Consider the following 20,682-nt stretch of genomic DNA (forward strand, 5'->3'; position numbering starts at 1 on the left):
GACAACGCAGCCTGGCGCGATTTTGGGCGCAACCCTTCGGGACGGGGCCATTTTTGCGCAGTGCTGCGCCGGCCAGAGCGCACCATGGAATCACCATGCCGCACTCTGGCCGACTTGCACTGCGCAAAAATGACCGCCGTCGCAGGCGCGATTCATTCTGTTACAGGCTCTTACGGGAGGCCGTCGGCGACGTAGGCCGTGGCGCCCTGATAGCTGTTGCCGCCGTAGCTGCCCAGCAGGGAGATGGGCTGCAGGCGCAAGTGGTCCAGCAGTTCGCCGAACGAGGTACCGAGCTGTACCAACTGGAGCGGGTCGTGGCTGAACAGGAACACCTCGCCGCGGTGCTCGCCCGCGGTGGGCAGCAGCAGCCGCTCCGGGGCGTAGCCGAAGCCGCCGAAGACCACCGCAGAGTCGAGCCAGGCCGGCTTGCCGTAGATCTGCAGCTTGCCATCCTCCACGGTTTCCACTGCGGGTTCTTCCAGCCGCTCGGCCACGCCTTCGCGTTCCGCCGCCATTTCGGCGAGCGGAAAGAAAAACAGTCCGCTGCCGCCGTCCTCGACGTCGGCAAACAGGCTGGCGCCGTCGTGCACGCCGTAGAACTCGAGTAGTTCGGGACTTGCGCCGCCGAGGCGAACGCGGAAATCCTCCAGCTGGGCGTGCGGGGGAGAAGGGGCCAGAGTGTGCCTTACGTCGAAGGACTCACGGACGCTGGCGCGTTCGCTTTCGGCGTAGCGGCGCCATTCGGCCAGGATCGTATCCGCTGGCGCATTCTGCGCCTGCCGCGCCCAGTTGAAGGCGGTCAGCACGGCCGCGTCGCCGTCCTCCAGGTCGACCAGCATCTGCTCGTAAGGCGTGCGTTGCGGGATCGGATGCACGAAGCGCGGGTTGCGCTGCTTGCAGAATGCCAGGAACGCGCCTATCGACTCCAAGCCGGCCATATCGGTTCGCCTTTGGGCAGCGGTGGCGTACATGGCGCCGTTTCAGGGGGGATGCTGCCGCGCCTTGATCTTAGGGGATGCGCGCGCGGTAGATCGTGCACTGCGTCACGTCTGCGGCCAGGGAGCCTCTGATCAATTCCAGGCTCCATAATGCGCGCATGAAGCATCTGCTCGCGATTTTCAGCAGCCAGACCGGGCGCACCAGGACCCTGCTGGATGCGGTGTGCGCCGGGGCCGGCGAGTTCGCCGGGGAAGTGGAATTGCGTGTGCTGCCCGCCTTGCAGGCGGGACTCGACGATCTGCTGTGGGCCGATGGCCTGCTCATTGGCACGCCGGAGAACTTCGGCTACATGTCGGGCGCGGTGAAGGATTTTCTCGATAGAGTTTACTACCCGTCCGAGGGCAGGAAACTTGGCCTGGCGTACGCCGTATTCGTTAGCGCCGGCAACGACGGCAGCGGCGCCATTCGCGCCATCGAACGCATTGCCGGCGGTTGCGGCTGGAATCGAGTGGCGGAGCCGGTGGTGGTCAAGGGCGAGCTCGACGCTGCGGCACTGGCGCGTTGCCGCGAACTGGGGCAGACCCTGGCTGCCGGCTTGTCTTGCGGGGTTTTCTGAAAGCTCCTCAGGCAGAGCGGGAGCCCTCGTCCGGATATCCTGCGGACGGCGCGGGGTCGGCTTCGACCATCAGGTGATCGCCCAGCCGGGCCAGCACCAGGCAGGGCCCTTCGGCATGGTGGCGCACGGCGTCGCCGGCGGCGATGCCCTCGGCGCCGGACAGGATCAGGGGCTCCACCTCATCCACCCGCGTGACAAATACCGGGCCGCTCGTCTTCGCCATGATGCACTCCATTGCGGTCGCGGCCACGGCCGCGATCCCGGCTTCAGACCACGGACTCCACGGGCGGTTCCCGCTTCGCTCCCCGGCCTTGCAGACGCACCGGAGTGGGCGTTCAAGCCAATCATTTTGTTGGCTTTTAAGCTTATTATGAACGGGCATGACAGATCGCTCACAGGTCCGGTACGATACATTGGCGTACGTATTGCGAGCGGGGAAAGGGTAACCGGATCGGCCGTTCACAGGCCTGACCGGGTCAAGGGCTCCAAGGGGAAAGTAGCGCTGATGACGACGCGTTATCCAGCGATCAGGGTTGCGGATCATGAGTTGCTGCGCCAGCGCGATGAGGCGCTGTCTCTCAACGAGCGCCCGTGGAATCTGGTGTACGGCTGCCAGCCTGTTTCCGACGCTTGCAAATCCTGCGTCGCGCATGAGCGCCTGGCGCGTTTCCACGTCAATGCCGGCCGCTCGTTGCAAGCATCCGCGCGGCATCAGCCGGTGGTGGTGCAGGCGGCGCTGACGGAGCCGGCCAGCTGGCTCACGCCACAGCAGGTTACGGTGGCCCCGCTGGCCGACCTGTTCCAGCCTCGGGTGCCGGCGGCGTTCATCACCCAGGTGATCCAGGTGATCGCCGATCACCCGCAGCATTTCTTCCACGTCACCACGCGGTACCAGCGGCGCATGCGCGAGCTGCTCGGCCATGCCCAGTTGCCCGACAACCTCAGTCTCGGTATTGCGGCGGAGGATGCCGCCAGCTACGCCGAGCGCGTGCCCTACCTGTTCGATGTGCCGGCCGTCTGGCGGCATGTGGTGCTGGAGCCCTTGCTGGGCGCGGTGAACGTGGAATCCGTGGAGTTGCCGACGCGCGACATCCTGTGGCCGCTGGAAGGTATCGTTCAGCAGTACCTGGGGCTTGATGGCGATGGCCGGCCGCAATGGATGCCGAAGAGCGATCCGTTGCGGCGTTATGAGCCGCTCGACTGGGTGTTGCTCGGGGGCGAGCGCGGATCTGCGCCGCGACCGACGCATCCCGAGTGGGCGCGCCGGGTGCGCGATGCCTGCCGCGACAGGCAGGTGCCTTTCTTCTTCCGCGGCTGGGGCGACAGCGTCATCACCCGCAAGCCGGATCTGGATGACCCGCAACTGGTCATCGTCTCGATCGATGGTTCGCGGCGGGGCCGCGGCGCCGGCTCGGCCATCAACCATCTCAGCGTGGCGGACAGCGACGTCTATTTCACCCGCCTGTTGCAGGGCGACGAGCCGATCCAGTTCTACCTCGATGGCCAGCGCTACCGTGAAGCCCCCGACTTCGGCCGGCGCCACGCCAGGCTGCGCCTGGTTGACGTATCGCCGTTGGCGCGCCAACTGGTGGAGCGCATCGAGCAGGGTGAAGCGCCGAGCGGTCCGACCACGCAGGAATACATCCAGAGCGACGGCGGCCTGCGAAAGAAAAGCATCGCCGGCGACAAGCGGCGGCCGCGGCGCAGCCACACGCCGTCGTTCAAGGCGCAGATTGCCGTGGCCGCGCTGCAGGGGGAGGCCAGCGTGGCCGACCTGTCGCAGCGCTTCGACGTGCACCGCAACCAGATCACCCAATGGCGCGCGCAGCTGCTCGAGCGCGCTTCGGAGCTGTTTGACGGGTTACCGGAAAAGCCCGGCCGCGGCCGTCGTTGAGAGGCGCTGACGGCTGCGCCTCCGCGCTGCGCGGAACGCGCTAGGATGAGCGCCTGTCCGTCATCCATGCCGATCCCGTGTCCGAACTCCTGTTGACCCCCGCCGAGGCGCGGGTGCTTGCCGCACTGGTCGAGAAATCGATCACCACGCCGCAGTACTACCCGATGACCGTCAATGCCCTGATGCTGGCCGCCAACCAGAAAACGGTGCGCAACCCGGTGATGAACCTGAGCGAGGGCGATACCGGCGCCGCGCTGAACCGGCTGGAACGCGATCGCCTGGCGGTGCGCGACGGCATGAGCGGCCGCGTGATCAAGTGGCGCCACCAGATGCAGCACCAGATGCTGCTCAAGGCGGGTGAGCTGGCGGTGCTGGTGACCCTGATGCTGCGCGGGCCGCAAACCGGCTCCGAATTGCGCGCCAACGCGCATGCGCTGGGCGGTCCCGCCGATGCCGAGGGACTACAGGCGGTGCTGGCCTCGCTGCACGACCGCGCCCAGCCGCTGGTGACCGAACTGCCGCGTGCCCCGGGTCAGAAGGAAGCGCGGCAGGCGCACCTGCTCTGCGGTACGCCGACACCGGGGATGGACCTGGTGGCGCCCGACGTGCGCTCCCATGCCGCGGCGGCGGATGAAGTGCCGTTGCAGCTGGAGCAGCGCCTGCGCGCGCTGGAGGCCCGCGTCAGTGAACTCGAGCAACGCCTGGCGCAGTCCTGACGCGGCGGCTGGCGTACTGCCCAGGGACGTGCAGGTAAAGAGGCATGTAAAAAAGGCATCGGCCGTTTCCGGTCGATGCCTTAAACCCCAAAATCCCTAATATCCAATGCCATCGTTCAATGGGTGGCGTGGCGCATCTTCCCGTACCGGATCAGGCTGGGGAAGTGGTGAAAACCCACTAACGGTTCGCGTACCGCCCCCGACGAAACATCATGTGCGTTCGCACAATCGGCTTGCCGCAGCCGCCTCAGGCCAGTCTCCTGGCGATGCGCTCGACGAAATGGCGCATGGCCTCGCGTGGCTCGTCGTAATTGATGTCGACTTCACCGAATTCGCGCAACCATACGGTAAGCTGATCGCGGAATTTTCCTTCGGGGTGCTCGGGCGACAGGATCAGGTAGGCATGACCGCGTTTCGAGCCGGCATCGGCGATCTTGGCGGTGATTTCGCGCTTGTTGCGGCTGATGTCGAACAGCAGCACCCGCGGATTACCTTGCAGTTGCTGCCGCAATTCGCGTATCGAATTCACCACCTTGTCCCAGTCCCGTTCGAAGGCGGCGAGCTTCTGCGCGGGTTCCTGCTGGGCTTCGCCGCGGAAGCTGCGGATGCCGCGCAGCTGCTTGTCGAGCAATTCGCTGGCCGAGTTCCAGTCCCCGCCTGCGGCCGGGGTCGGCGCCGCTTCCTCCTCCTCCGCTCGCACCGGAACCTTGATCTCCGCAAAATCGGCGGCTGGCCGCGACGGGGCAGCGACCGCCGGTTTCGATACGGGCTGGATCACGGCGCGATCCGTCGCAGCCTGCCGCTCGGGGTCGCGCCGCAGGCGCAGGCCGAAGCCGGCGATGTCGATCTCGTCGGTTTCCTTCAGCGCCACCGGTTTGTCGATGCGCCGGCCGTTGAGCAGGGTGCCGTTGGCGCTGCCGAGGTCGACCAGGATCGCGCTGCCACCCTGCGCTTCGATCTGCGCATGCCGGCGCGAAACGGCCTTGGACTCGAGCACCAGGTCGCGGTCCTTGCCGCGGCCGACGGTCAACGGCGCGCTTTCCAGGGGCAGGCGCCGCAACTCCCGGCCCTGCTGGTCGTAGAGTACGAGTATCCACATCGGTGGCAAGCCCCGGGTAGCGGTTGGAGTATTTATGCATCTAAGCTAGCCAAGGTCCGGCGCGGCAACAAGGGCTGCAGACCCCTCATAGAGGGGGCGCAGGGAACCCTTCCGGCCGCGGCGGACTCCGAAGAGTGCGCGCCGCCTGCGGCAACTGTTAACGTCGTTCGCTTACGTCACTAGCCGCCAAAATCATGAAGCTGCGTGCCTTGCCCGAATGGATTCGCGCAAACCTGATGATCCGGCAGGTGCTGCGGCGGACACCCCTGTCCTACCGGATCGTGCTGGCCGGCGTCGCCCTGGTGCTGGTGCTGGCGTTCAACGCACTGATCGCGCTGCAATCGTCGCAGACGGTATTCGACGAACAGGAGCGCTTGCGTTCCGGCCTGACCGCCCAGCGCCGGCTCGACCTGATCGTGTCCTTCATCAAGGATGTGGAAAACGGCGTACGCGGCTACTTCATCGCCGGTGATTCCGCGTTTCTTGAACCTTACGAGCGCGGGCGCCGCGAACTGCCGCCGCAGATGGAGCAACTCCACCGCGAGCTGCAGAATGATCCCGCCGCGGCGCAGCAACTGGCCGATTTCGAGCACGACGTCGCGACGTTCCTGGACCAGTCCCAGACCTACGTGCTGATGCGTGGACAGATGCGCGACACCGCCACCCTGGAAAGCCTGATCCCGCTGGTACAGCGGCAAAGGGAGCGCATGGATGCCTTGCGCGACAGCGCGGCGGCCCTGGGCCTGAGCCAGGCACATGCCAACGATTCCCTCGATGCCACCTTCGCCCACGCGCGGCAGAGCGCCCGCGTATCGATCCTGGTGCCGAGCTTCATTTCGGTGCTGTTGGCCGCCTTCCTCTGCTATCTGGTGATCCGCGATCTGCGTCAGCGGCAGGTACTCGAAGGCGAGCGCGAGGAACTGCTGCGGCAGGAGCGCCAGGCGCGCGCCGAGGCCGAGGCGGCAAGCCAGGCCAAGGACGAATTCGTCTCCACCGTATCGCACGAGCTGCGCACGCCCCTGCAGGCCATCCTCGGCTGGACGCAGTTCCTGAGCCGCCTGATCCGCGGCCGCGACACCACGCCCACGGCGCAGATCGGTACCCAGCTCAATACCATCGAGCGCAACGCACGCTCGCTGGCGCGCATGATCGACGACCTGCTCGATGTGTCGCGCGCCATCACCGGCAAGCTGTCGCTGAGTACGCGCCGCGTCGATCTGGCCGACATCGTGCAGGCCGCGGTCGACGTGACGCGTCCGGCGGCCGTCGCCAGGAACGTGGGGCTGGACCTGGAATTGCGCGATGCGCCGCTGTGGATGGTAGGCGACGCCGACCGCCTGCGCCAGGTCACGATCAACGTCCTCAGCAACGCCGTCAAGTTCACGCCCTCCGGCGGATATATCCGGGTGCGCACCGCGCGCGTCGACGAGCGCCTGGAAATCCGGGTGCTGGATACCGGCATCGGCATCGCACCGGAATTGCTGCCGCACATCTTCGAGCGCTATGTGCAGGGCAGCGTATCCAGCGCCCGTCAGTACGGCGGCCTGGGTCTGGGCCTGGCCATCGTCAAGCATCTGGTGGAAATGCATGGCGGCCAGGCCACGGTGAGCAGCGCCGGCGCCGGCCGTGGTTCCGAATTCATCCTGCGTTTTCCGATCCGCGCGCTGGACCCGTCCGCGGCCGAAGCTGCCCAGCCGCCGGCGAATACCCCGCCGGAGCCGGCCGCCGCCCCCGGCGGCGGCGACGGCGCCCATCGGCTGGAAGGATTGCGCCTGCTGGTGGTGGACGACGAAGCCGATGTGCGGACCGTGCTGGAGTCCCTGCTCACCGCCGAAGGTGCACAGGTGGTGACCGCCGCGTCGGTGGCCGAGGCGATGGAGCGGCTGCGCTTTCAGCGCATGGACATCGTGATCTCCGATATCGGCATGCCCGATACCGATGGTTACGCCCTGGCACGCCGCGTCCGCGCCCTGCGTGAAGGCGAAAGCGCCACGCCGCCGGGCGTGCCGCTGATCGCCTTCACCGCGTTCTCGCGCAAGGAAGACGAGCTGCGTGCCCTGGAAAGCGGGTTCAACACCCACGTGGGCAAGCCGGTGGACCTGGAAAAACTCATCACCGTCCTCGGCAACAGCGCCACGCACTCCCCGCACCCGCCGGTCGAAGTAGCGGCGCGCGAGCTTCCGCAATGACTTCAGGGCCAGCGGTTGCGCTGCGCCGGATCGTAGTAAAAGAGCCGCCGGTGCGGCGCTTTCAGCCGCCCAGCGACAGCCGCGTCACCGCCTGCAGCGGGTCTGTTTCGATGGCAATCCCCGCGCTTTCCAGCAGCAGCGCGAGCGTCGCCATCAGTCCGGCGGTATCGGTATCCGCCAGTTCACGCCCCAGGGCTTGCCCGTCGAGCGGCGCCTGCAGTTCCAGGATCAGCGTATTGCCGCCGCCGATCGCTTGCACCAGCACTTCGGCGCCGCCGTCCGCCCCGCGGTACTGCTTGGCTCCGGCACAAGCCATCAGCAGCAGGGCCAACAGCGCCAGCCGGGTTTGCACGGCGCCGCCGCGCAGGCGCGCCGCGCCAATCAGGTCCAGGGCTTCGCTGCGCAGACGCACTTCCTGCAACGCCAGGTGACCACGCGCCAGGCGCAGGCTTTCGTCGACCACGGCGCGCAGATCGGCGCTGGCCATTTCCGGCTGCGCGGCATCGCCCAGCCACAGCGCCACCGCCGCATCCTGGCGCTTGCGCAAATCGCCCACCCGCTGCTTGATCACCTCGACGCTCGGCAGCGCGCGTTCCACCGGGCCGCCGCCGGCCAGCACCCGCGCCATCAGGTCGGCATGCAGGGACAGGGCATTGAGCGGATTGCGCAGCTCGTGCAGCACGCACTCGGTGAGTTGCGTCGCCAGCACGCTGCGCAGGGTGGAAAACAGGCGCGCGCGGCTGTCGTTCACCGCCTGTGCCAGCCACAACCGCGTCTCGGCGCCCGCATCGCCGGCGTGGCGCAGGCGCCAGGCCTCCCCGGAGGTGTCGTATGCGACCAGCACTTCGCCCACTGCCGCGGGCCGGTTCAGGCGGGCGAGCAGGGTGGGGGAGGCGGGGACGGATTCGTGGCGCTCGCCGCGGATCAGCTGGTCCTGCCGGGCCAGCCACAGCGGGGCATTCGGCAACGGCGCGTGGCGCCAGTGCTCAGGAGCGGCGGCAAGGTCGGCGGCGGGCAGGTCCAGCACGGCTAAGCTCTTAGCCGCCCAGCGCGGCGAGAATCTGGCCGTGGTCGGCCGGCTTGACGAAGCGATGGTGCACCGGAAACCGCGGCGGGGCGCCGGCGATGAGAAGGTCCGCGTCGGCGTTGCCGCTCAGTGCGATCAGCTTGGCCGGCCCGAGCCCGGCTGCCTGGCGCCGCGCCTGGTAATCCATCACCAGGGCCAGGCCGTTGCCGTCATCGCCGAGTTGCAGATCGAAGATCACCGCCTCGCTGCCCAGATCGCGGGTCGCCTGCCTGAAGCTGGCGGCGTCGTAAGCCTGGTCAACCCGGTGCGCATCCAGGCTCAGCAGCGCGGCCATGGCTTCGCGCGCGTCGATATCGTCTTCCAGCAGGACGATGTTCACGCGGCGCCTGCCGCGCCTGCATCCCGGTTTTCGAACCGCTTCAGCTTGTTGTAGAGGGTCTTGAGGCTGATGCCGAGCTGGGCTGCGGCGCGGGTCTTGTTGCCGCCGCAGGCGTGCAGGGTCTGCAGGATCAGTTCCTGTTCCGCATCGCGCAGCAGGCTGCCGCCGCCGGATTTTGCCGCCATCGGCGCAGCGGGCGAAGCGGTGTTCGCCGCTGCGCGCTCCGGCAACAGCAGATGCTCCGGTTCGATCCTGGCGCCGGCGAGCAGGCAGGCGCGTTCCACCACGTTGCGCAACTCGCGCACATTGCCGGGCCAGTCGTGGCGCCGCAGGCAATCGAGCGCCGCCTGCGAGAAGCTGCGCGCCTCCGCCGTGCCGCCGCTGGGGCGCGAGTCGAAGTGCGCGAGGAAATAGGCGGCCAGCAGGTCGATGTCCTCGGGCCGCTCGCGCAGCGGCGGCAGCGCAACGGGAAACACCTGCAGGCGGTAGTAGAGATCGAGCCGGAAGCGCCCTTCCTCGACGTACTGCATCGGCTCGCGATTGGTGGCGGCGACGATGCGCACGTTGACCGGCAGCTCGCGGTCGCCGCCGACGCGCGTCACCGTGCCGGTTTCCAGCACGCGCAGCAGCGAGGACTGGAGGTCCACCGGCATTTCGGTGATCTCGTCGAGGAACAGCGTGCCGCCCTCGGCGCGTTCGAAGATGCCCTTGTGCGTGCGCAGCGCGCCGGTGAAGCTGCCCTTCTCGTGGCCGAACAGCTCGCTGGCGATCAGCGAAGGCGACACCGCCCCGCAATTGAAGGCGACGAAGGGACCACCGCGCCGGTTGGAAAGCTGGTGCAGGCAATTGGCCGCGATCTCCTTGCCGGTGCCGCTCTCGCCCTGCAGCAGCACGGTGATGTCGGTGCCGGCGGCGCGGCTCAGCAACCGCTGCACCTGGCGCATTCCGGCGGAGGCGCCGGGCAGCAATTCCGAGGCGAGGGTGCCGGCCGGCGCCGCGGTGCCCGCCGTGCCGCCGCCGGATGCGGTGCCGGCGGGGCCGCCCGCCGCGGCGGCGCGGGCATGACCGACGCGGGCCAGCAGGTTGCACAGCTCCGCCAGTTCCACCGGCTTCATCAGGTAGTCGAACACCTGGTGGCGCAGGGCCTCGACCGCGGTGCGTACGCTGCCGTGGCCGGTAATCACCACGAACTCCCGCGCCCGCTCGCGCGGCGTGTCGCGGATCAGGGAAAAGCCGCTGCCGTCAGGGAGATCGAGATCGACCAGCACCAGGTCGTAGCGGGCCTGTTCCAATGCGCGCGCAGCGGCGGCGAGGTCGTGCACGCAGTCCACGGCATAGCCTTCGCCCGCCAGGTAATCGACGAGGCCGCCGGTGAGTTCCGCATCGTCGTCGACCCACAGAACCCGCAGTGGATCGAGGTTTGACTCACGCATTTGAGCATCCCTGCCATGGTGGCCATTCAAGAATCCTGCGTCCCTGTCCCAGACCGTTCCGGGCAGGGCTTACACGATCAGAATCCTTGTTGCCGGTAAATTTTACACGGTTACCGTCCGAGCGCATCCAACGCTCTGTCCGTGCCGTCCCTTCAATCATCATAACTTAATGAAATATAAAGGATAAACAAAAAAATTCAACCGATCCGAAAAGCTGGCATGGGGCTCGCAACGTAGTTACCGAACGCCGCGTCGCCCCACTTGCCGGGACGACGGGGACAAATCGGACACGAAGGAAAGGACAGGTACATGCGCATACACACACTGCCTATCTTGCTGGGTTTCACCTTGCTTGGTGCCGTCAGCCATGAAGCCGCCAACCGGCTCAACCATCCTGGCGCGGCTGCCGCGATGCCGCGGGTGCAAGCCGCGCCGGCGCCTGAAGCCGCGATGCCGAAGCAGTTGCGCGCCTTCGATCCGCAGACGCGGCCTGATGCCGGCATCGCCCCGCTATCCGCTTTCGTTGTTGAACACCGCAACCGCGGTTGCGCCTCTGCCACCCCGCAGTTGCAGGGCGAGCAGCAAGCCTGTGCCTGGGCGATCTAGGGCCTGTTAACGCTAATTTGATCGCTGCGACGACCTCTGGAGGCGTCCAGCGCAAGGAGAGAGGAGCGTGATGTACTGGAAGTACATGAGCGACGAACGAGGCCGCGATGGACGCCTCCAGAGGCCGTCCCTTCGGGTTGCGCCCAAAATCGAGCCATGCGGCGTTGTCGCCCTTGGCCATGGATTCACCATGGCCAGCGGGCTCCGCCTTGCCTGGCTCGATTTTGGACTGCAACGCAGCGATCAAATTAGCGTTAACAGGCCCTAGTCCAACGGGGTCGAAGCGATGCATTACTGGTCCGTCATCTTCCTGCTGATCGCCTGCATGGCCGGCTGCATGGGCATGAGCGGCGTCGCTGGAATTTCCGGGCCCACGGCCTGGGGGCTGGCGCTTGCCAGTCTGGTTCTAGCCGCACTTTCCATCTTGCTGAGCCGCAAGCCGGAGGACGCGCAGCAACGCAGCTTCCGCAGCCCTTCACAGCGGAATCTCGAGGACGTCTGAAGTTTCCGTTTCTTCAATGAGGCCATGGACATGACCGTCGATAAATTCGTACGCAGGAACCAGATCATTGCCGACCGCCTGACGCAGCTGCGCTCGCGCGGCGACCAGATGCATTGGGATGGCCTTGTGCATCCCGTCAATCCGCAGTTCCGTGACGTGCTCCAGGCGCAGGAACGCCTGCTCAATGCACTGGAGCGGCTGCTCGACAATTTACCGGCACTCGCCGCCGCCTGACAGGCAAACCCGCCAGGCGGGAAAGACGAAGGAGGAAGCCATGCTGCACTACGCTGTCGTATTTCTCATCATCGCCCTGATTGCGGGCGCCCTGGGCTTTTTCGGCATCGCCGGCACTGCCGCAAGCATCGCCAAGATCCTGTTCCTGATCTTCCTGGTGTTGTTCGCGGTCTCGCTGATCGCGGGCCGTCGCCCCACTGTCTGACACGGTCGTCCGCGGCCGCCTTACTGAAACCGAAACAAATCTGAATCCCCGCTAAGGAAAGCAAAATGAACAACAAAACGAATGCCAAGAACCTCTTCCGGACCACCCTGATCGCGGCCGGCCTCAGTGCCTGCCTTGGCGGCGCCATGGCGCTCAGCGTCACCGCCTATGCCGACGATGCCACGCCGCATAGCGATAGCGTCGGCGCGGCCATCACCGACACCGCCGTCACCGCCAAGGTCAAGGCCAAGCTGCTCGACGATTCGCGCCTGAAAGGCTCGAAGATCAGCGTCACCACCACCAATGGCGCTGTCACCCTGACCGGGTCGGGGTCTTCCGATGCCGCATCCGCGGCCAAGGAACTGGCCTCGTCGGTGGACGGCGTGAAGTCCGTCGACAACCAGGTCAGCACGCCGTCGGTGGCGGATACGGTCGCCAGCAAGACCGACCGCGTCGCCAAGAAGACCGGCAAGTTCGCCTCGGACAGCTGGATCACCACCAAGGTCAAGTCCGACCTGCTGGCCGACAGCGTGACCAAGGGCCTGGATATCAGCGTCAAGACCAGCAATGGCGTGGTGGCCCTGTCCGGCACGGTGGCCAACCAGGACGCCGTCGATCATGCCGAAGAGGTCGCCAAGAAGGTCAAGGGCGTGAAGAGCGTCGACAGCTCCGGCCTCAAGGCCGGCGGCGGCTGACAGCATCCGGCTTGCCGGATCAAGGATGATCCGGACGAGGCTTCACGGTGCTTGCGCCGTGAAGCCTCGCCAAGGAGGGCATTGTTTCATTGCGACCAGGTCTGGGTCGTTGCGGGACTTGGGTGGTGTGATGGTGCCGTCGGGACAGGAAGTTCCGGCGGAAGCCCCGCCAGGGACGCGGCAAAGCGCGAGACATTCTAAAGTCTGCCGCATTGCCGGGTGATCGTGCCACGGAAGGCGCGCCCTGGTTTTCGGGCGGTTGCATCGAGGATCGACGGAAGCGGCAAGCGGTCCGGCACGGATGCCGAAAGTTTCTTGTGGGCCCGTCGATGCAAGGATGCGTCGGCGGGCTTTTTCTTTCGGGGAATAGGCGGCCGCCGGCACAAGATTGCTAGACTGCGGATCGCGGCATCCCCTGTTGTGCCGTTCAATCAGGCAGCTTCCAGGTCAGGAACATCCGCGGCCCATGTCGACAGCGAATCTGGTCATCTGCGAATTCTGCGACGCCGTATACCGGCGAGCGCCGCTGCGGGACGGTGCCGCGGCCCGCTGCCGCCGCTGCGGCGCGCACCTCTATAGCAGCTCCCGCGCCGACCTGCACGCCATGCTGGCGGTGACGCTCGCCGCCCTGGTGATGTTCGTCGTCGCCAATGCCTATCCGCTGATGATGCTGGGCGTCGGCGGCCAGATCAGCGAAGCGACGCTGTGGCAGATGATCGTCGATACCTATGATTCCAACGTCAGCCCCATTGCCCTGGTCGCAGCCGCCACGGTGTTCTTCTTCCCCCTGCTGCAGATCTGCCTCTACGCCTACGTGCTGATCCCGTTGCGCCGCAACCGCGTGCCGGTGGCCTTCATCGGCGTGATGCACGCGCTGCGGCAGATGCAGCCCTGGACCATGGTCGAAGTCTTCATGCTGGGCCTGCTGGTGGCGGTGGTGAAACTGGGTGGTATGGCGACCTCCACGCCCGAAACCGGCATGTGGGCCTTCGCCGTCCTGACCCTGCTGCTGACCTTGCTTAATTCGCGCGACCTCGAGGAGCTTTGGGAGCGCGCCGAACAGATCGAGCGCGCCGCCGGCGGCGATGCGGTACTGCTGCGGCCCCTGCCGGTGGAGGCGCCCGACACGTCCGTCCAGGCACCGTCGTCAGACGAGACGCGGCGCATGCCTGGCCAGGCGCGTGCGCCGTTGCTGCGCGCCAGCCAGCTCGATCTGATCGCCTGCCATGGTTGCGGCCTGGTGCTGCGCGATACCTTGCGTCACGCTCCCGGCTTCTGCCCGCGCTGCGACCAGGCGCTGCAGCGGCGCAAACCCGACAGCCAGGCGCGCAGCTGGGCCTTCCTCATCGCCGCAGCGATCCTCTACATCCCAGCCAACGTCCTCCCCGTCATGCGCACCTCCACCCTGTTCGGCGCCGACGACAACACCATCCTGTCCGGCGTGGTGGAATTGTGGAACAGCGGCGCCTGGGACCTGGCGGTGATCGTCTTCACCGCCAGCATCGCCGTGCCCCTGATGAAGATGGCCTGCCTGACGCTGCTGCTGATCAGCAGCCGGCAGCGCTCGGCTCGCTGGCAGCGCGAGCGCACCCGCATCTACCGCATGGTCGAATTCATCGGCCGCTGGTCGATGCTGGACGTCTTCGTGGTGGCGCTGCTGCTGTCCCTGGTGCGTTTCGGCATCCTCGCCGAAGTGAAGGCCGGCCCCGGCATCGTCGCCTTCTGCGCGGTAGTGGTGCTCACCATGCTGGCCTCGATGAGCTTCGACCCACGCATGATCTGGGACGTGCGATCATCCGCCAGGACGCGGCCACGGGCCGCTGAAGGAACCGGCGCATGAATCCGCCGTCCAACCCGGGAATGAACGTCCAGCCATGACCGAATACGATCGAGACGAGCTGCCCGAGCCGGAGGTAAGGCGCCAGCACCGCTGGAGCTTCTCGCTGATCTGGCTGGTGCCGATCGTGGCCGCCATTGCCGGCCTGGTGCTGGTGGTGCGGACCTATATGCAGGCGGGCCCGACCGTCAACATCACCTTCGAGACCGCCGAGGGGCTGGAGGCGGGCAAGACCGAGGTGCGCTACAAGAACGTGGTGGTGGGCAAGGTCAAGCGCATCACCCTGAGCAAGGACCACAGCCACGTCGTGGTGATCGTCGACCTCAACAAGGACGCTTCCAGCCTGGCGGTGGAGGATTCGCGCTTCTGGGTGGAGCGGCCGCGCATCGGCATCAACGGCGTTTCCGGCATCGACACCTTGGTGTCCGGCGCCTATATCGGCGTCGACATCGGTTCGTCCGGGGAAGACAAGAAGGACTATACCGGCCTGGAGAAGCCGCCGGCCGTCACCCACGACATGAAGGGCAAGCTGTTCATGCTGCACACCGAGGACGCCGGCTCGCTGGCCATCGGCTCCCCCCTGTACTACCACCGCATGCCGGTGGGCAGGGTGGTGGAAACCGACCTCGATGAAGACGGCAAACACGTCACGGTCCAGGTATTCGTCGATGCGCCGTACGACCGGCTGGTCACCGAGAACACCCGCTTCTGGAATGCCAGCGGCGTCGATCTGTCGCTCAGCGCCAGCGGACTCAAGGTGAATACACAGTCGCTGGCAACGGTCGTCGCCGGGGGCGTCGCCTTCCAACCCTTCAACGACCAGGACCTGGGTGCACCGGCCGTCGACAAGGCCGATTTCCATCTGTTCGCCGACCAGGGCGCCGCCCTGGCGCCGCCGGACGGTCCCGCGGTCGAAGTGCTGATGCACTTCGAGCAATCGGTGCGCGGCCTCTCCGCCGGCGCGCCGGTGGATTTCCACGGCGTCAACTTCGGCGGCGTGAAGTCGATCGAGCTGCAATTCGATCCCGAGAAAAAGAGGTTCTTCACCGACGTCAAGGCCGACGTCTATCCCGACCGCCTCGGCGCGGCGATGAAGAGCATGCGCGCCCTGGAAACGACCACCCAGATCACCGCCAGCCAGATGTGGGGACGCATGGTCGCGCGCGGCCTGCGGGCCCAGCTGCGCTCCGGCAACCTGATCACCGGCCAGCTGTTCATCGCTTTCGACTTCGTCAAGAATCCGCGAGCGGTGCACTTCGACGAGCAGGCCAAGCCGCTGGTCATCCCGACCGCCCCTGGCAGCATGGAACAATTGCAGGAACAGCTGCAGAGCATCGTCAAGAAGATCGACGAGATTCCCTTCGGCGACATCGGCAAGAATCTCAACACCACGCTGAAGAGCGCCGACAGCCTGCTGGCCCAACTCGACAAGGAAGTCGCGCCCGAAGCCAAAGCGGCCTTGCGCGACGCCCAGCACGCGATGCAGTCGCTGGACCAGAGCATGGCCTCGCCGGATGCGCCGCTGCAGCAGGATGCGCGCCGCACGCTCGATGAAGTGAGCCGCGCCGCCGCCTCGTTCCGCGCCCTGGCGGACTATCTGGAACAACATCCGGAATCGCTGATCCGCGGCAAGACCAACGAGCAGGAACCGGCCAGCGATTCAGGCAAGAAGTAAAATGACCATGATCAGACAAGCCTTCTCTGTCGCGCTCGCAGCCGCACTGGCCCTGGCGCTGGGCGCCTGCGGCACCACGCCGACGCGGTTCTACACCCTGGTGCCGCCGCCCGCGACGCAGGTGCCCGCCACGGCGCCATTCCAGATCGAAGTGCAGCCGGTCGATCTGCCGCCGCAGGTCGCCTCGCAGCAGATGGTGGTGCGCACCGGTACCGGTGAGCTGGTGCCGGTGGATACGCGGCGCTGGCAGGCGCCGCTCGGCGACGAAATGCGCGAAGCCCTGTCCACCGAACTCGGCCGCCGCCTCGGCGCCCACGACGTCTACGGCCTGGCCAATGCCATCGCCCCCAAGGGGCAGGGCCTGGAGACCTGGCGCATCACGGTCAAGGTGCAGCGCTTCGAATCGGCGCTGGGTGCGTATGCCCGCATCGACGCGCTGTGGACCCTGCGCCGCGCCGGCGACAACACCATCGCCGCGGCCTGCGGCAGCAGCGTCTCGGAAACGGTGCAGCCGGGATACGAGGCCCTGGTTGAAGGGCACCAGCGGGCGGTGGCGGACCTGGCCGACCGCATCGCGGCCGTGCTCGAAGCCGCGCGAAACGGCGGCGGCGCGGTCTGTCCTTCCGCTTAGTTTCTGGGACTTGGGCTGGGTTCCCGGCCCCAGGCCTGCAAGGTATGCGGCGCCGCTAGATTTTCTTCGCCGCGCTGTGATGGCCGATCAGGATGCCGTTCTTCCAGCGCGCGCTGATGGCGCCGAGCGCGCTCCAGTCTTCGCCGCTGGCGCCGTCCACCAGGCGCAAGTCGGCGTGGGCGCCGGTGACGATGGCGCCATGCCCGCTCTGTACCTTTTCCGCCAGCGAAGCCGTTTGTGCCGCACCGGCGCTTTCCGCTTCGACCTGTTCCGGCAGCAGCGTCTTGCCGGTGCCGTCGATGATGGTGCCGCCGCGCGCCAGGCCGACGTCGGGGCCGACCGCCAGCACCAGCCCATGCTGTACCCGCACCTGGGTTCCCGGCGGCAGCCAGCGCTCGCCGTCGAACACATGCGCGCCGACGATGGTGAAGGCCGGTGATTTGTCGCAGTCCTGCCGCATCTGCGCGGCGCAGTCTGCTGCCACGCCGAAGGAGCCGCACGCTACGAGGAGCGACAGGGCTGAAATGCGCTGTTTCATGAGTGCCTTGGTCTGGCCGGTGTCGTGGACGTGGTCCACGTTAGGCAAGCGCGCCCACTCCGGCGAGCAGCTTGGGACGAACCGGCGGCTTGCTGTGACGAGCCGGTCCGTTCGCGGGATGGGCCCCCCCGGGGGGGGCGGGCCTGATCGGGCCGGAGGGGCGACTGGACTACGTTCCGCCGCAGGCGCCGGGTTAGGATAGGCCCGACCAATCGAATCGCGCCGCCGGAACCATGAATCGAATCATCCGCTATTCCGTGACGGCCGGCCTGTTGGCCCTGAGCGCAGGCCTCGGCGGCTGCTACGCCACCATGGCCCGGCTCAGCCCGGAGATCCAGGGACACCTGGTCAACCGCGGCCGTCCCGTATCCGATGCGCAGGTCTTCATCGCGCGGGATGAGGATGCCGGTCGTTGCGGCGAAGTTCCGAAGGATGCCCAGGCGCCCAGCCGCGGCGTCTTCAAGCTGGAGGAAACGCGTCAGCCGGAGTGGGTCTACCCCAATCCGCGTTACGCCAGCTGGACCCTCTGCATCGCCTACCAGGGCCATACCTATGTCGGCTTCAGCATGGCCCAGCTCGACTACCCGCCGGCGCAGCTCAGCCTGCGTTGCGACCTGTCGCTGCCGCAGCGGCAGCAGGCCGAGCATAGCGCCAGCGTCTACGGTTTCTGCCAGCGGATCTAGCGTATAACCGTCTCAACGGCAATTCCGTTAGCGGCAGTGGTAGCAATGGTGGTAATAGCCGGGGCCTACCGGCACGACGACGCAGCCGGCGGCGAGGATGGCGGTGCCGAGAATCAGGGCGCGGATCAGGTTACGCATGGTGCTTCTCCATATCGGGGATACGCCATCCACCCTACGCGGCGCGACTGAACGTCTTCTGAACCCCGGCCGAACTATGCGTTAACAAGCGTAAAGCGGCGCAAAAGGCCGGAAAAAGCTGGAAAAAGCCCTCTACGGGCGGGAAATCCAGGTGTTGCCGCGGATATAGAAGCGCAACAACCGTTTGGCCCAATGACCGGCGTAGTCCACCCCGATGCGCGGCCGCCGCACGATGACGATACGCTCCGCCGCTTCCGGCTTCGTGATGTGGAAGTCCGCGTTGAGCAGGTCGTGGCCGGTGAGGCTCCGGTCGATGCCCATGGCCTTGCACAGCAGGCCTGGCCCGCGCGTATGCGGATCGAGGTTGCGCACCGGCTCCAGCGCCCGCAGCAGTACCGCCGAGGCCAGGCCTTCCGCCTGCGTCACCACGTTCATGCAGTTGTGCATGCCGTAGATCAGGTACACATAGGCATGGCCCGGCGGCCCGAACATCACCTCGGTGCGCGCCGTGCGCCCGCGCGCGGAATGCGCCGCCAGATCATGCGGCCCCAGGTAGGCCTCCGTTTCCACGATCCGGCCCACCCGCTCCATGCCGTCGACGCGCAGCACCAGGTGCTTGCCCAGCAGCTCGCGCGCCACCTCGACGGGGTCGCGATCGTAGAAGGCGCGGGGCAACATGCGCTGGATGCCGTTTCCGGAACAGGGGTGCCCCAGTTTAGCGGTGCGGCCAATTCGGTGTTTATAGTCCTAGGCTTTCAGCTTCCGCTGGATGTCGGCGAGCTTCTCGTGCAGCTCGCGCAAGTCCTGGATCTTCTGCGCCACCACCGCGCGATCCGGGATTGAGTTCCAGTCGAACGCCTTGGAATGCATCAGTTGCAGCGGCATGTGCCCCAGCGGCGGCGGCGCATTGGCGAATGTGGTGCTTTCCGGCGATGCCGCCAGCGCATTGCCGAGTGCGACGAGTATCCGGCCCGCGTGCTGCAGCGCTGAGCGCAATTCACGGATTCCCGCCTCGGTTTCTTCCTGTTCGAGCAGCAGCAGCGCCCTTGCCTGTCTTTCCATGCGCCCTCCCGCATAAACGCCATACTATGCCGGTACCGCGCCAATGGTGCGGCGACCCAGTTCACACTTCCATTGCGGTACCGGATCGAAGTTGCTGCCCGCGCCCGGTGAGCGGCTGTCGGGCAGGGCGCCCCGGCGTTTATAGTAGGCTCCATCCCCACGCAGCAGAGATATGTCATGGCCCCCGCAATCACCGCGTTGACCCGCAAGACGGCGATTCTCCAGCTGATCCGCCAATGCCGCGCCGACCAGGTCGGTGCGCCGGTACTGCTGACCGTGCTGATGGTGGCCTGGAGCCAGATGGGTCTGCGCGGCGACGATCTTTCCACCGGCCTCAACGAAATGCTCGAGGACGGCAGCCTGGCCCTCGACCCGGACCACAAGAGCCCCTCGGTCTCCCTTACGGCCGAGGGCAAGGCCTGGATGGACGGCGTCGGCATGGATCCGCAGCAGCGCCTGGAGCAGGAGCGAATCCTGCACGCGGTGAAGCGGCGGGCGGAAGCAAACCCTGCGCCAGCCGCGGCCCCGGGGCGGGTACCACGCTGGCAGATCGTCGATCGCCGTGTGCGATTCGACTGAGCGTCGTTCAGGGTTGTCTGGAGCCCAGCAGGGCCAGAGCGTACTTCGGCGTGCCGCTGGTTGCCGAATCATCCAGTTCGAGCATCAGGGTGTCGGCTGCCAGCGCGCTGCCGTCCAGGGGCGATTTACCGCCCTTGGGCAGGTAGACCGCAAGCCCGTTGAGCGTGAGCGCCGTCGCCAGCGGGGTCCCGCCGCAGGACAGCAGCGGAACGCTCAGGGTGTAGATGTTGAAGGTGGCGTCCAGTGCCGCCGTGCCCCCACCGAAGACGCACCCGCCATCGGTGGTCAGGCTCACGGTGTTGTTGCTGCCCAGCGTTACGTGATAGACCGCCGTGGCGGATGTCGAGATCGCGCTGCTGGCGATCGCAGCGGTGCCGGTGCTTGCCGTGTAGTTTCCGGCGGAAGTGACGAATGGCACCTGCGTCAGCGCCGGCTTGTCCAGCACGATCGAAGCCGAATTGGAAAAGCCGCTGCTGGTATTGGCGAACGTTGCGCTGGCCTGTGTCGCGCCAGACTGGGCGATGGCGACAGTCCCGGTGATCGTGCCTTGCTGCAGCGTGAGGCCGCTGCCGAGATTGCTGCCGTTGGCCGCATAAGCGGCAAAGAAGCCGGAAAGCGCGCCGTTGTTGGAGGCGGATGCAAAGCCGAAAATGGCTGGTCCGTTGCTGTTCAAGTCAGCGAAGAAACCGTTGCCGACACTGTCCACCGCCCCGAAGATGCTGTCGCCGTTGGTGACTGCCGGAACCGGGCGCGTGCTGGCGCCGCTCTTGCTGAAGGTTCCGGCCAGTACCGCGTTGGAGCTGCCGCCGCTGCTGCCGCCGCCGACGTTGAAATCGGAGCCACCACCGCCGCAAGCCGCCAGGGCGAGCGGAGTGATGCCGATCAGCAAGATATTCAACTTGCGCACAAAGCCGTGTGCCTGCATGGTCTTCCTCATGAATGGTTTCGCGCCGCATGGGGATGGCGGCGGCGTTGGGGGAAAATGCATTGTCGGAGTGCTGGCGG

Annotated in this window: 23 protein-coding genes and 2 pseudogenes; 15 read left to right on the forward strand and 10 right to left on the reverse strand. The window is 66.5% G+C overall.

The features are described from left to right. Positions 1 to 170: 170 nt before the first annotated feature. On the reverse strand, positions 171 to 938 hold the full coding sequence (locus BP26_RS0118320) for an SMI1/KNR4 family protein (protein ID WP_029922015.1): 768 nt from the start codon (positions 936 to 938) through the stop codon (positions 171 to 173). 158 nt (positions 939 to 1,096) lie between these two features. On the opposite strand from BP26_RS0118320, the gene BP26_RS0118325 reads away from it, so the two are divergent. Next, complete coding sequence (locus BP26_RS0118325; protein WP_029922016.1) at positions 1,097 to 1,555, forward strand: flavodoxin family protein; 459 nt, start codon at positions 1,097 to 1,099, stop codon at positions 1,553 to 1,555. Positions 1,556 to 1,562: 7 nt separating this feature from the next. On the opposite strand, the gene BP26_RS30160 is transcribed toward BP26_RS0118325, so the two are convergent. After that, positions 1,563 to 1,778 (reverse strand): hypothetical protein, encoded by a 216-nt coding sequence (locus BP26_RS30160; protein ID WP_169740741.1) that lies wholly within the window; start codon positions 1,776 to 1,778, stop codon positions 1,563 to 1,565. Between the two features lie 282 nt (positions 1,779 to 2,060). On the opposite strand from BP26_RS30160, the pseudogene BP26_RS30710 reads away from it, so the two are divergent. From BP26_RS30710 to BP26_RS0118340, 3 genes and pseudogenes are all read left to right on the forward strand, one after another. After that, a pseudogene (locus tag BP26_RS30710) lies at positions 2,061 to 2,876 on the forward strand (DUF5131 family protein); the annotation flags it as partial. Positions 2,877 to 3,230: 354 nt separating this feature from the next. After that, positions 3,231 to 3,416, forward strand: a pseudogene (locus BP26_RS30715) (transposase); the annotation flags it as partial. A gap of 110 nt (positions 3,417 to 3,526) precedes the next feature. Further along, positions 3,527 to 4,165, forward strand: a complete 639-nt coding sequence (locus tag BP26_RS0118340; protein WP_029922019.1) for a YceH family protein — start codon at positions 3,527 to 3,529, stop codon at positions 4,163 to 4,165. Between the two features lie 247 nt (positions 4,166 to 4,412). Here the strand turns inward: BP26_RS0118340 and BP26_RS27825 are convergent, their stop codons facing one another. Further along, on the reverse strand, positions 4,413 to 5,264 hold the full coding sequence (locus BP26_RS27825; protein WP_051749150.1) for an FHA domain-containing protein: 852 nt from the start codon (positions 5,262 to 5,264) through the stop codon (positions 4,413 to 4,415). Between the two features lie 194 nt (positions 5,265 to 5,458). Between BP26_RS27825 and BP26_RS27830 the strand changes: the two genes are divergently transcribed. Beyond that, on the forward strand, positions 5,459 to 7,453 hold the full coding sequence (locus BP26_RS27830) for an ATP-binding protein (protein WP_051749151.1): 1,995 nt from the start codon (positions 5,459 to 5,461) through the stop codon (positions 7,451 to 7,453). A gap of 61 nt (positions 7,454 to 7,514) precedes the next feature. Here BP26_RS27830 and BP26_RS0118355 read toward each other — a convergent pair whose 3' ends face one another. Genes BP26_RS0118355 through BP26_RS0118365 form a run of 3 tightly spaced genes read right to left on the reverse strand, consistent with a single transcriptional unit; the run spans position 7,515 to position 10,292 of the window. Continuing rightward, complete coding sequence (locus BP26_RS0118355; protein WP_029922022.1) at positions 7,515 to 8,480, reverse strand: sensor histidine kinase; 966 nt, start codon at positions 8,478 to 8,480, stop codon at positions 7,515 to 7,517. 10 nt (positions 8,481 to 8,490) lie between these two features. Next, positions 8,491 to 8,859, reverse strand: coding sequence for a DNA-binding transcriptional response regulator (locus BP26_RS0118360; RefSeq protein ID WP_029922023.1), 369 nt, complete (start codon positions 8,857 to 8,859; stop codon positions 8,491 to 8,493). Then, positions 8,856 to 10,292, reverse strand: coding sequence for a sigma-54-dependent transcriptional regulator (locus BP26_RS0118365; RefSeq protein ID WP_029922024.1), 1,437 nt, complete (start codon positions 10,290 to 10,292; stop codon positions 8,856 to 8,858). Before BP26_RS0118365 ends, BP26_RS0118360 begins: the two co-directional genes overlap by 4 nt. A 309-nt stretch (positions 10,293 to 10,601) precedes the next feature. On the opposite strand from BP26_RS0118365, the gene BP26_RS0118370 reads away from it, so the two are divergent. The 8 genes from BP26_RS0118370 (at position 10,602) to BP26_RS0118410 (ending at position 16,677) form a co-directional block, all read left to right on the forward strand. Beyond that, entirely contained in the window at positions 10,602 to 10,898 is a 297-nt protein-coding gene (locus BP26_RS0118370; RefSeq protein WP_157572609.1) for a hypothetical protein, read from the forward strand. Between the two features lie 286 nt (positions 10,899 to 11,184). Beyond that, positions 11,185 to 11,400, forward strand: a complete 216-nt coding sequence (locus tag BP26_RS0118380; protein ID WP_029922027.1) for a DUF1328 family protein — start codon at positions 11,185 to 11,187, stop codon at positions 11,398 to 11,400. Positions 11,401 to 11,430: 30 nt separating this feature from the next. Then, the gene (locus tag BP26_RS0118385) at positions 11,431 to 11,634 is read left to right on the forward strand and encodes a hypothetical protein (RefSeq protein ID WP_157572610.1); all 204 of its coding nucleotides are present in this window, start codon (positions 11,431 to 11,433) and stop codon (positions 11,632 to 11,634) included. A 40-nt stretch (positions 11,635 to 11,674) separates the two neighbouring features. Further along, positions 11,675 to 11,839 carry a DUF1328 domain-containing protein gene (locus tag BP26_RS28780; protein WP_029922029.1) on the forward strand — a complete coding sequence of 55 codons (165 nt, stop codon included), beginning with the start codon at positions 11,675 to 11,677 and terminating at the stop codon, positions 11,837 to 11,839. A 65-nt stretch (positions 11,840 to 11,904) separates the two neighbouring features. After that, the gene (locus BP26_RS0118395; RefSeq protein WP_029922030.1) at positions 11,905 to 12,534 is read left to right on the forward strand and encodes a BON domain-containing protein; all 630 of its coding nucleotides are present in this window, start codon (positions 11,905 to 11,907) and stop codon (positions 12,532 to 12,534) included. 466 nt (positions 12,535 to 13,000) lie between these two features. Next, the gene (locus BP26_RS0118400) at positions 13,001 to 14,374 is read left to right on the forward strand and encodes a paraquat-inducible protein A (protein ID WP_029922031.1); all 1,374 of its coding nucleotides are present in this window, start codon (positions 13,001 to 13,003) and stop codon (positions 14,372 to 14,374) included. A 34-nt stretch (positions 14,375 to 14,408) separates the two neighbouring features. Beyond that, positions 14,409 to 16,046 carry a PqiB family protein gene (locus BP26_RS0118405; RefSeq protein ID WP_029922032.1) on the forward strand — a complete coding sequence of 546 codons (1,638 nt, stop codon included), beginning with the start codon at positions 14,409 to 14,411 and terminating at the stop codon, positions 16,044 to 16,046. A gap of 7 nt (positions 16,047 to 16,053) precedes the next feature. Then, positions 16,054 to 16,677, forward strand: coding sequence for a PqiC family protein (locus BP26_RS0118410; RefSeq protein WP_084183225.1), 624 nt, complete (start codon positions 16,054 to 16,056; stop codon positions 16,675 to 16,677). 55 nt (positions 16,678 to 16,732) lie between these two features. Here the strand turns inward: BP26_RS0118410 and BP26_RS0118415 are convergent, their stop codons facing one another. Continuing rightward, positions 16,733 to 17,263, reverse strand: coding sequence for a hypothetical protein (locus tag BP26_RS0118415; protein ID WP_157572611.1), 531 nt, complete (start codon positions 17,261 to 17,263; stop codon positions 16,733 to 16,735). 185 nt (positions 17,264 to 17,448) lie between these two features. Here BP26_RS0118415 and BP26_RS0118420 point away from each other — a divergent pair, with 185 nt between their 5' ends. Next, on the forward strand, positions 17,449 to 17,898 hold the full coding sequence (locus BP26_RS0118420) for a hypothetical protein (protein WP_029922035.1): 450 nt from the start codon (positions 17,449 to 17,451) through the stop codon (positions 17,896 to 17,898). Between the two features lie 270 nt (positions 17,899 to 18,168). Here BP26_RS0118420 and BP26_RS0118430 read toward each other — a convergent pair whose 3' ends face one another. Then, positions 18,169 to 18,714, reverse strand: a complete 546-nt coding sequence (locus BP26_RS0118430; protein WP_029922036.1) for a DNA-3-methyladenine glycosylase — start codon at positions 18,712 to 18,714, stop codon at positions 18,169 to 18,171. Between the two features lie 69 nt (positions 18,715 to 18,783). Then, positions 18,784 to 19,098: a hypothetical protein gene (locus BP26_RS0118435; RefSeq protein WP_029922037.1), complete on the reverse strand. Its 315-nt coding sequence runs from the start codon at positions 19,096 to 19,098 to the stop codon at positions 18,784 to 18,786. 177 nt (positions 19,099 to 19,275) lie between these two features. Between BP26_RS0118435 and BP26_RS0118440 the strand changes: the two genes are divergently transcribed. Beyond that, positions 19,276 to 19,677 carry a hypothetical protein gene (locus BP26_RS0118440; protein ID WP_029922038.1) on the forward strand — a complete coding sequence of 134 codons (402 nt, stop codon included), beginning with the start codon at positions 19,276 to 19,278 and terminating at the stop codon, positions 19,675 to 19,677. Between the two features lie 7 nt (positions 19,678 to 19,684). On the opposite strand, the gene BP26_RS0118445 is transcribed toward BP26_RS0118440, so the two are convergent. After that, entirely contained in the window at positions 19,685 to 20,614 is a 930-nt protein-coding gene (locus tag BP26_RS0118445) for a hypothetical protein (RefSeq protein ID WP_157572612.1), read from the reverse strand. Between the last annotated feature and the right edge of the window lie 68 nt (positions 20,615 to 20,682).

The sequence above is a fragment of the Nevskia soli DSM 19509 genome, assembly GCF_000711955.1.
In the GTDB taxonomy this organism is placed as follows: domain Bacteria; phylum Pseudomonadota; class Gammaproteobacteria; order Nevskiales; family Nevskiaceae; genus Nevskia; species Nevskia soli.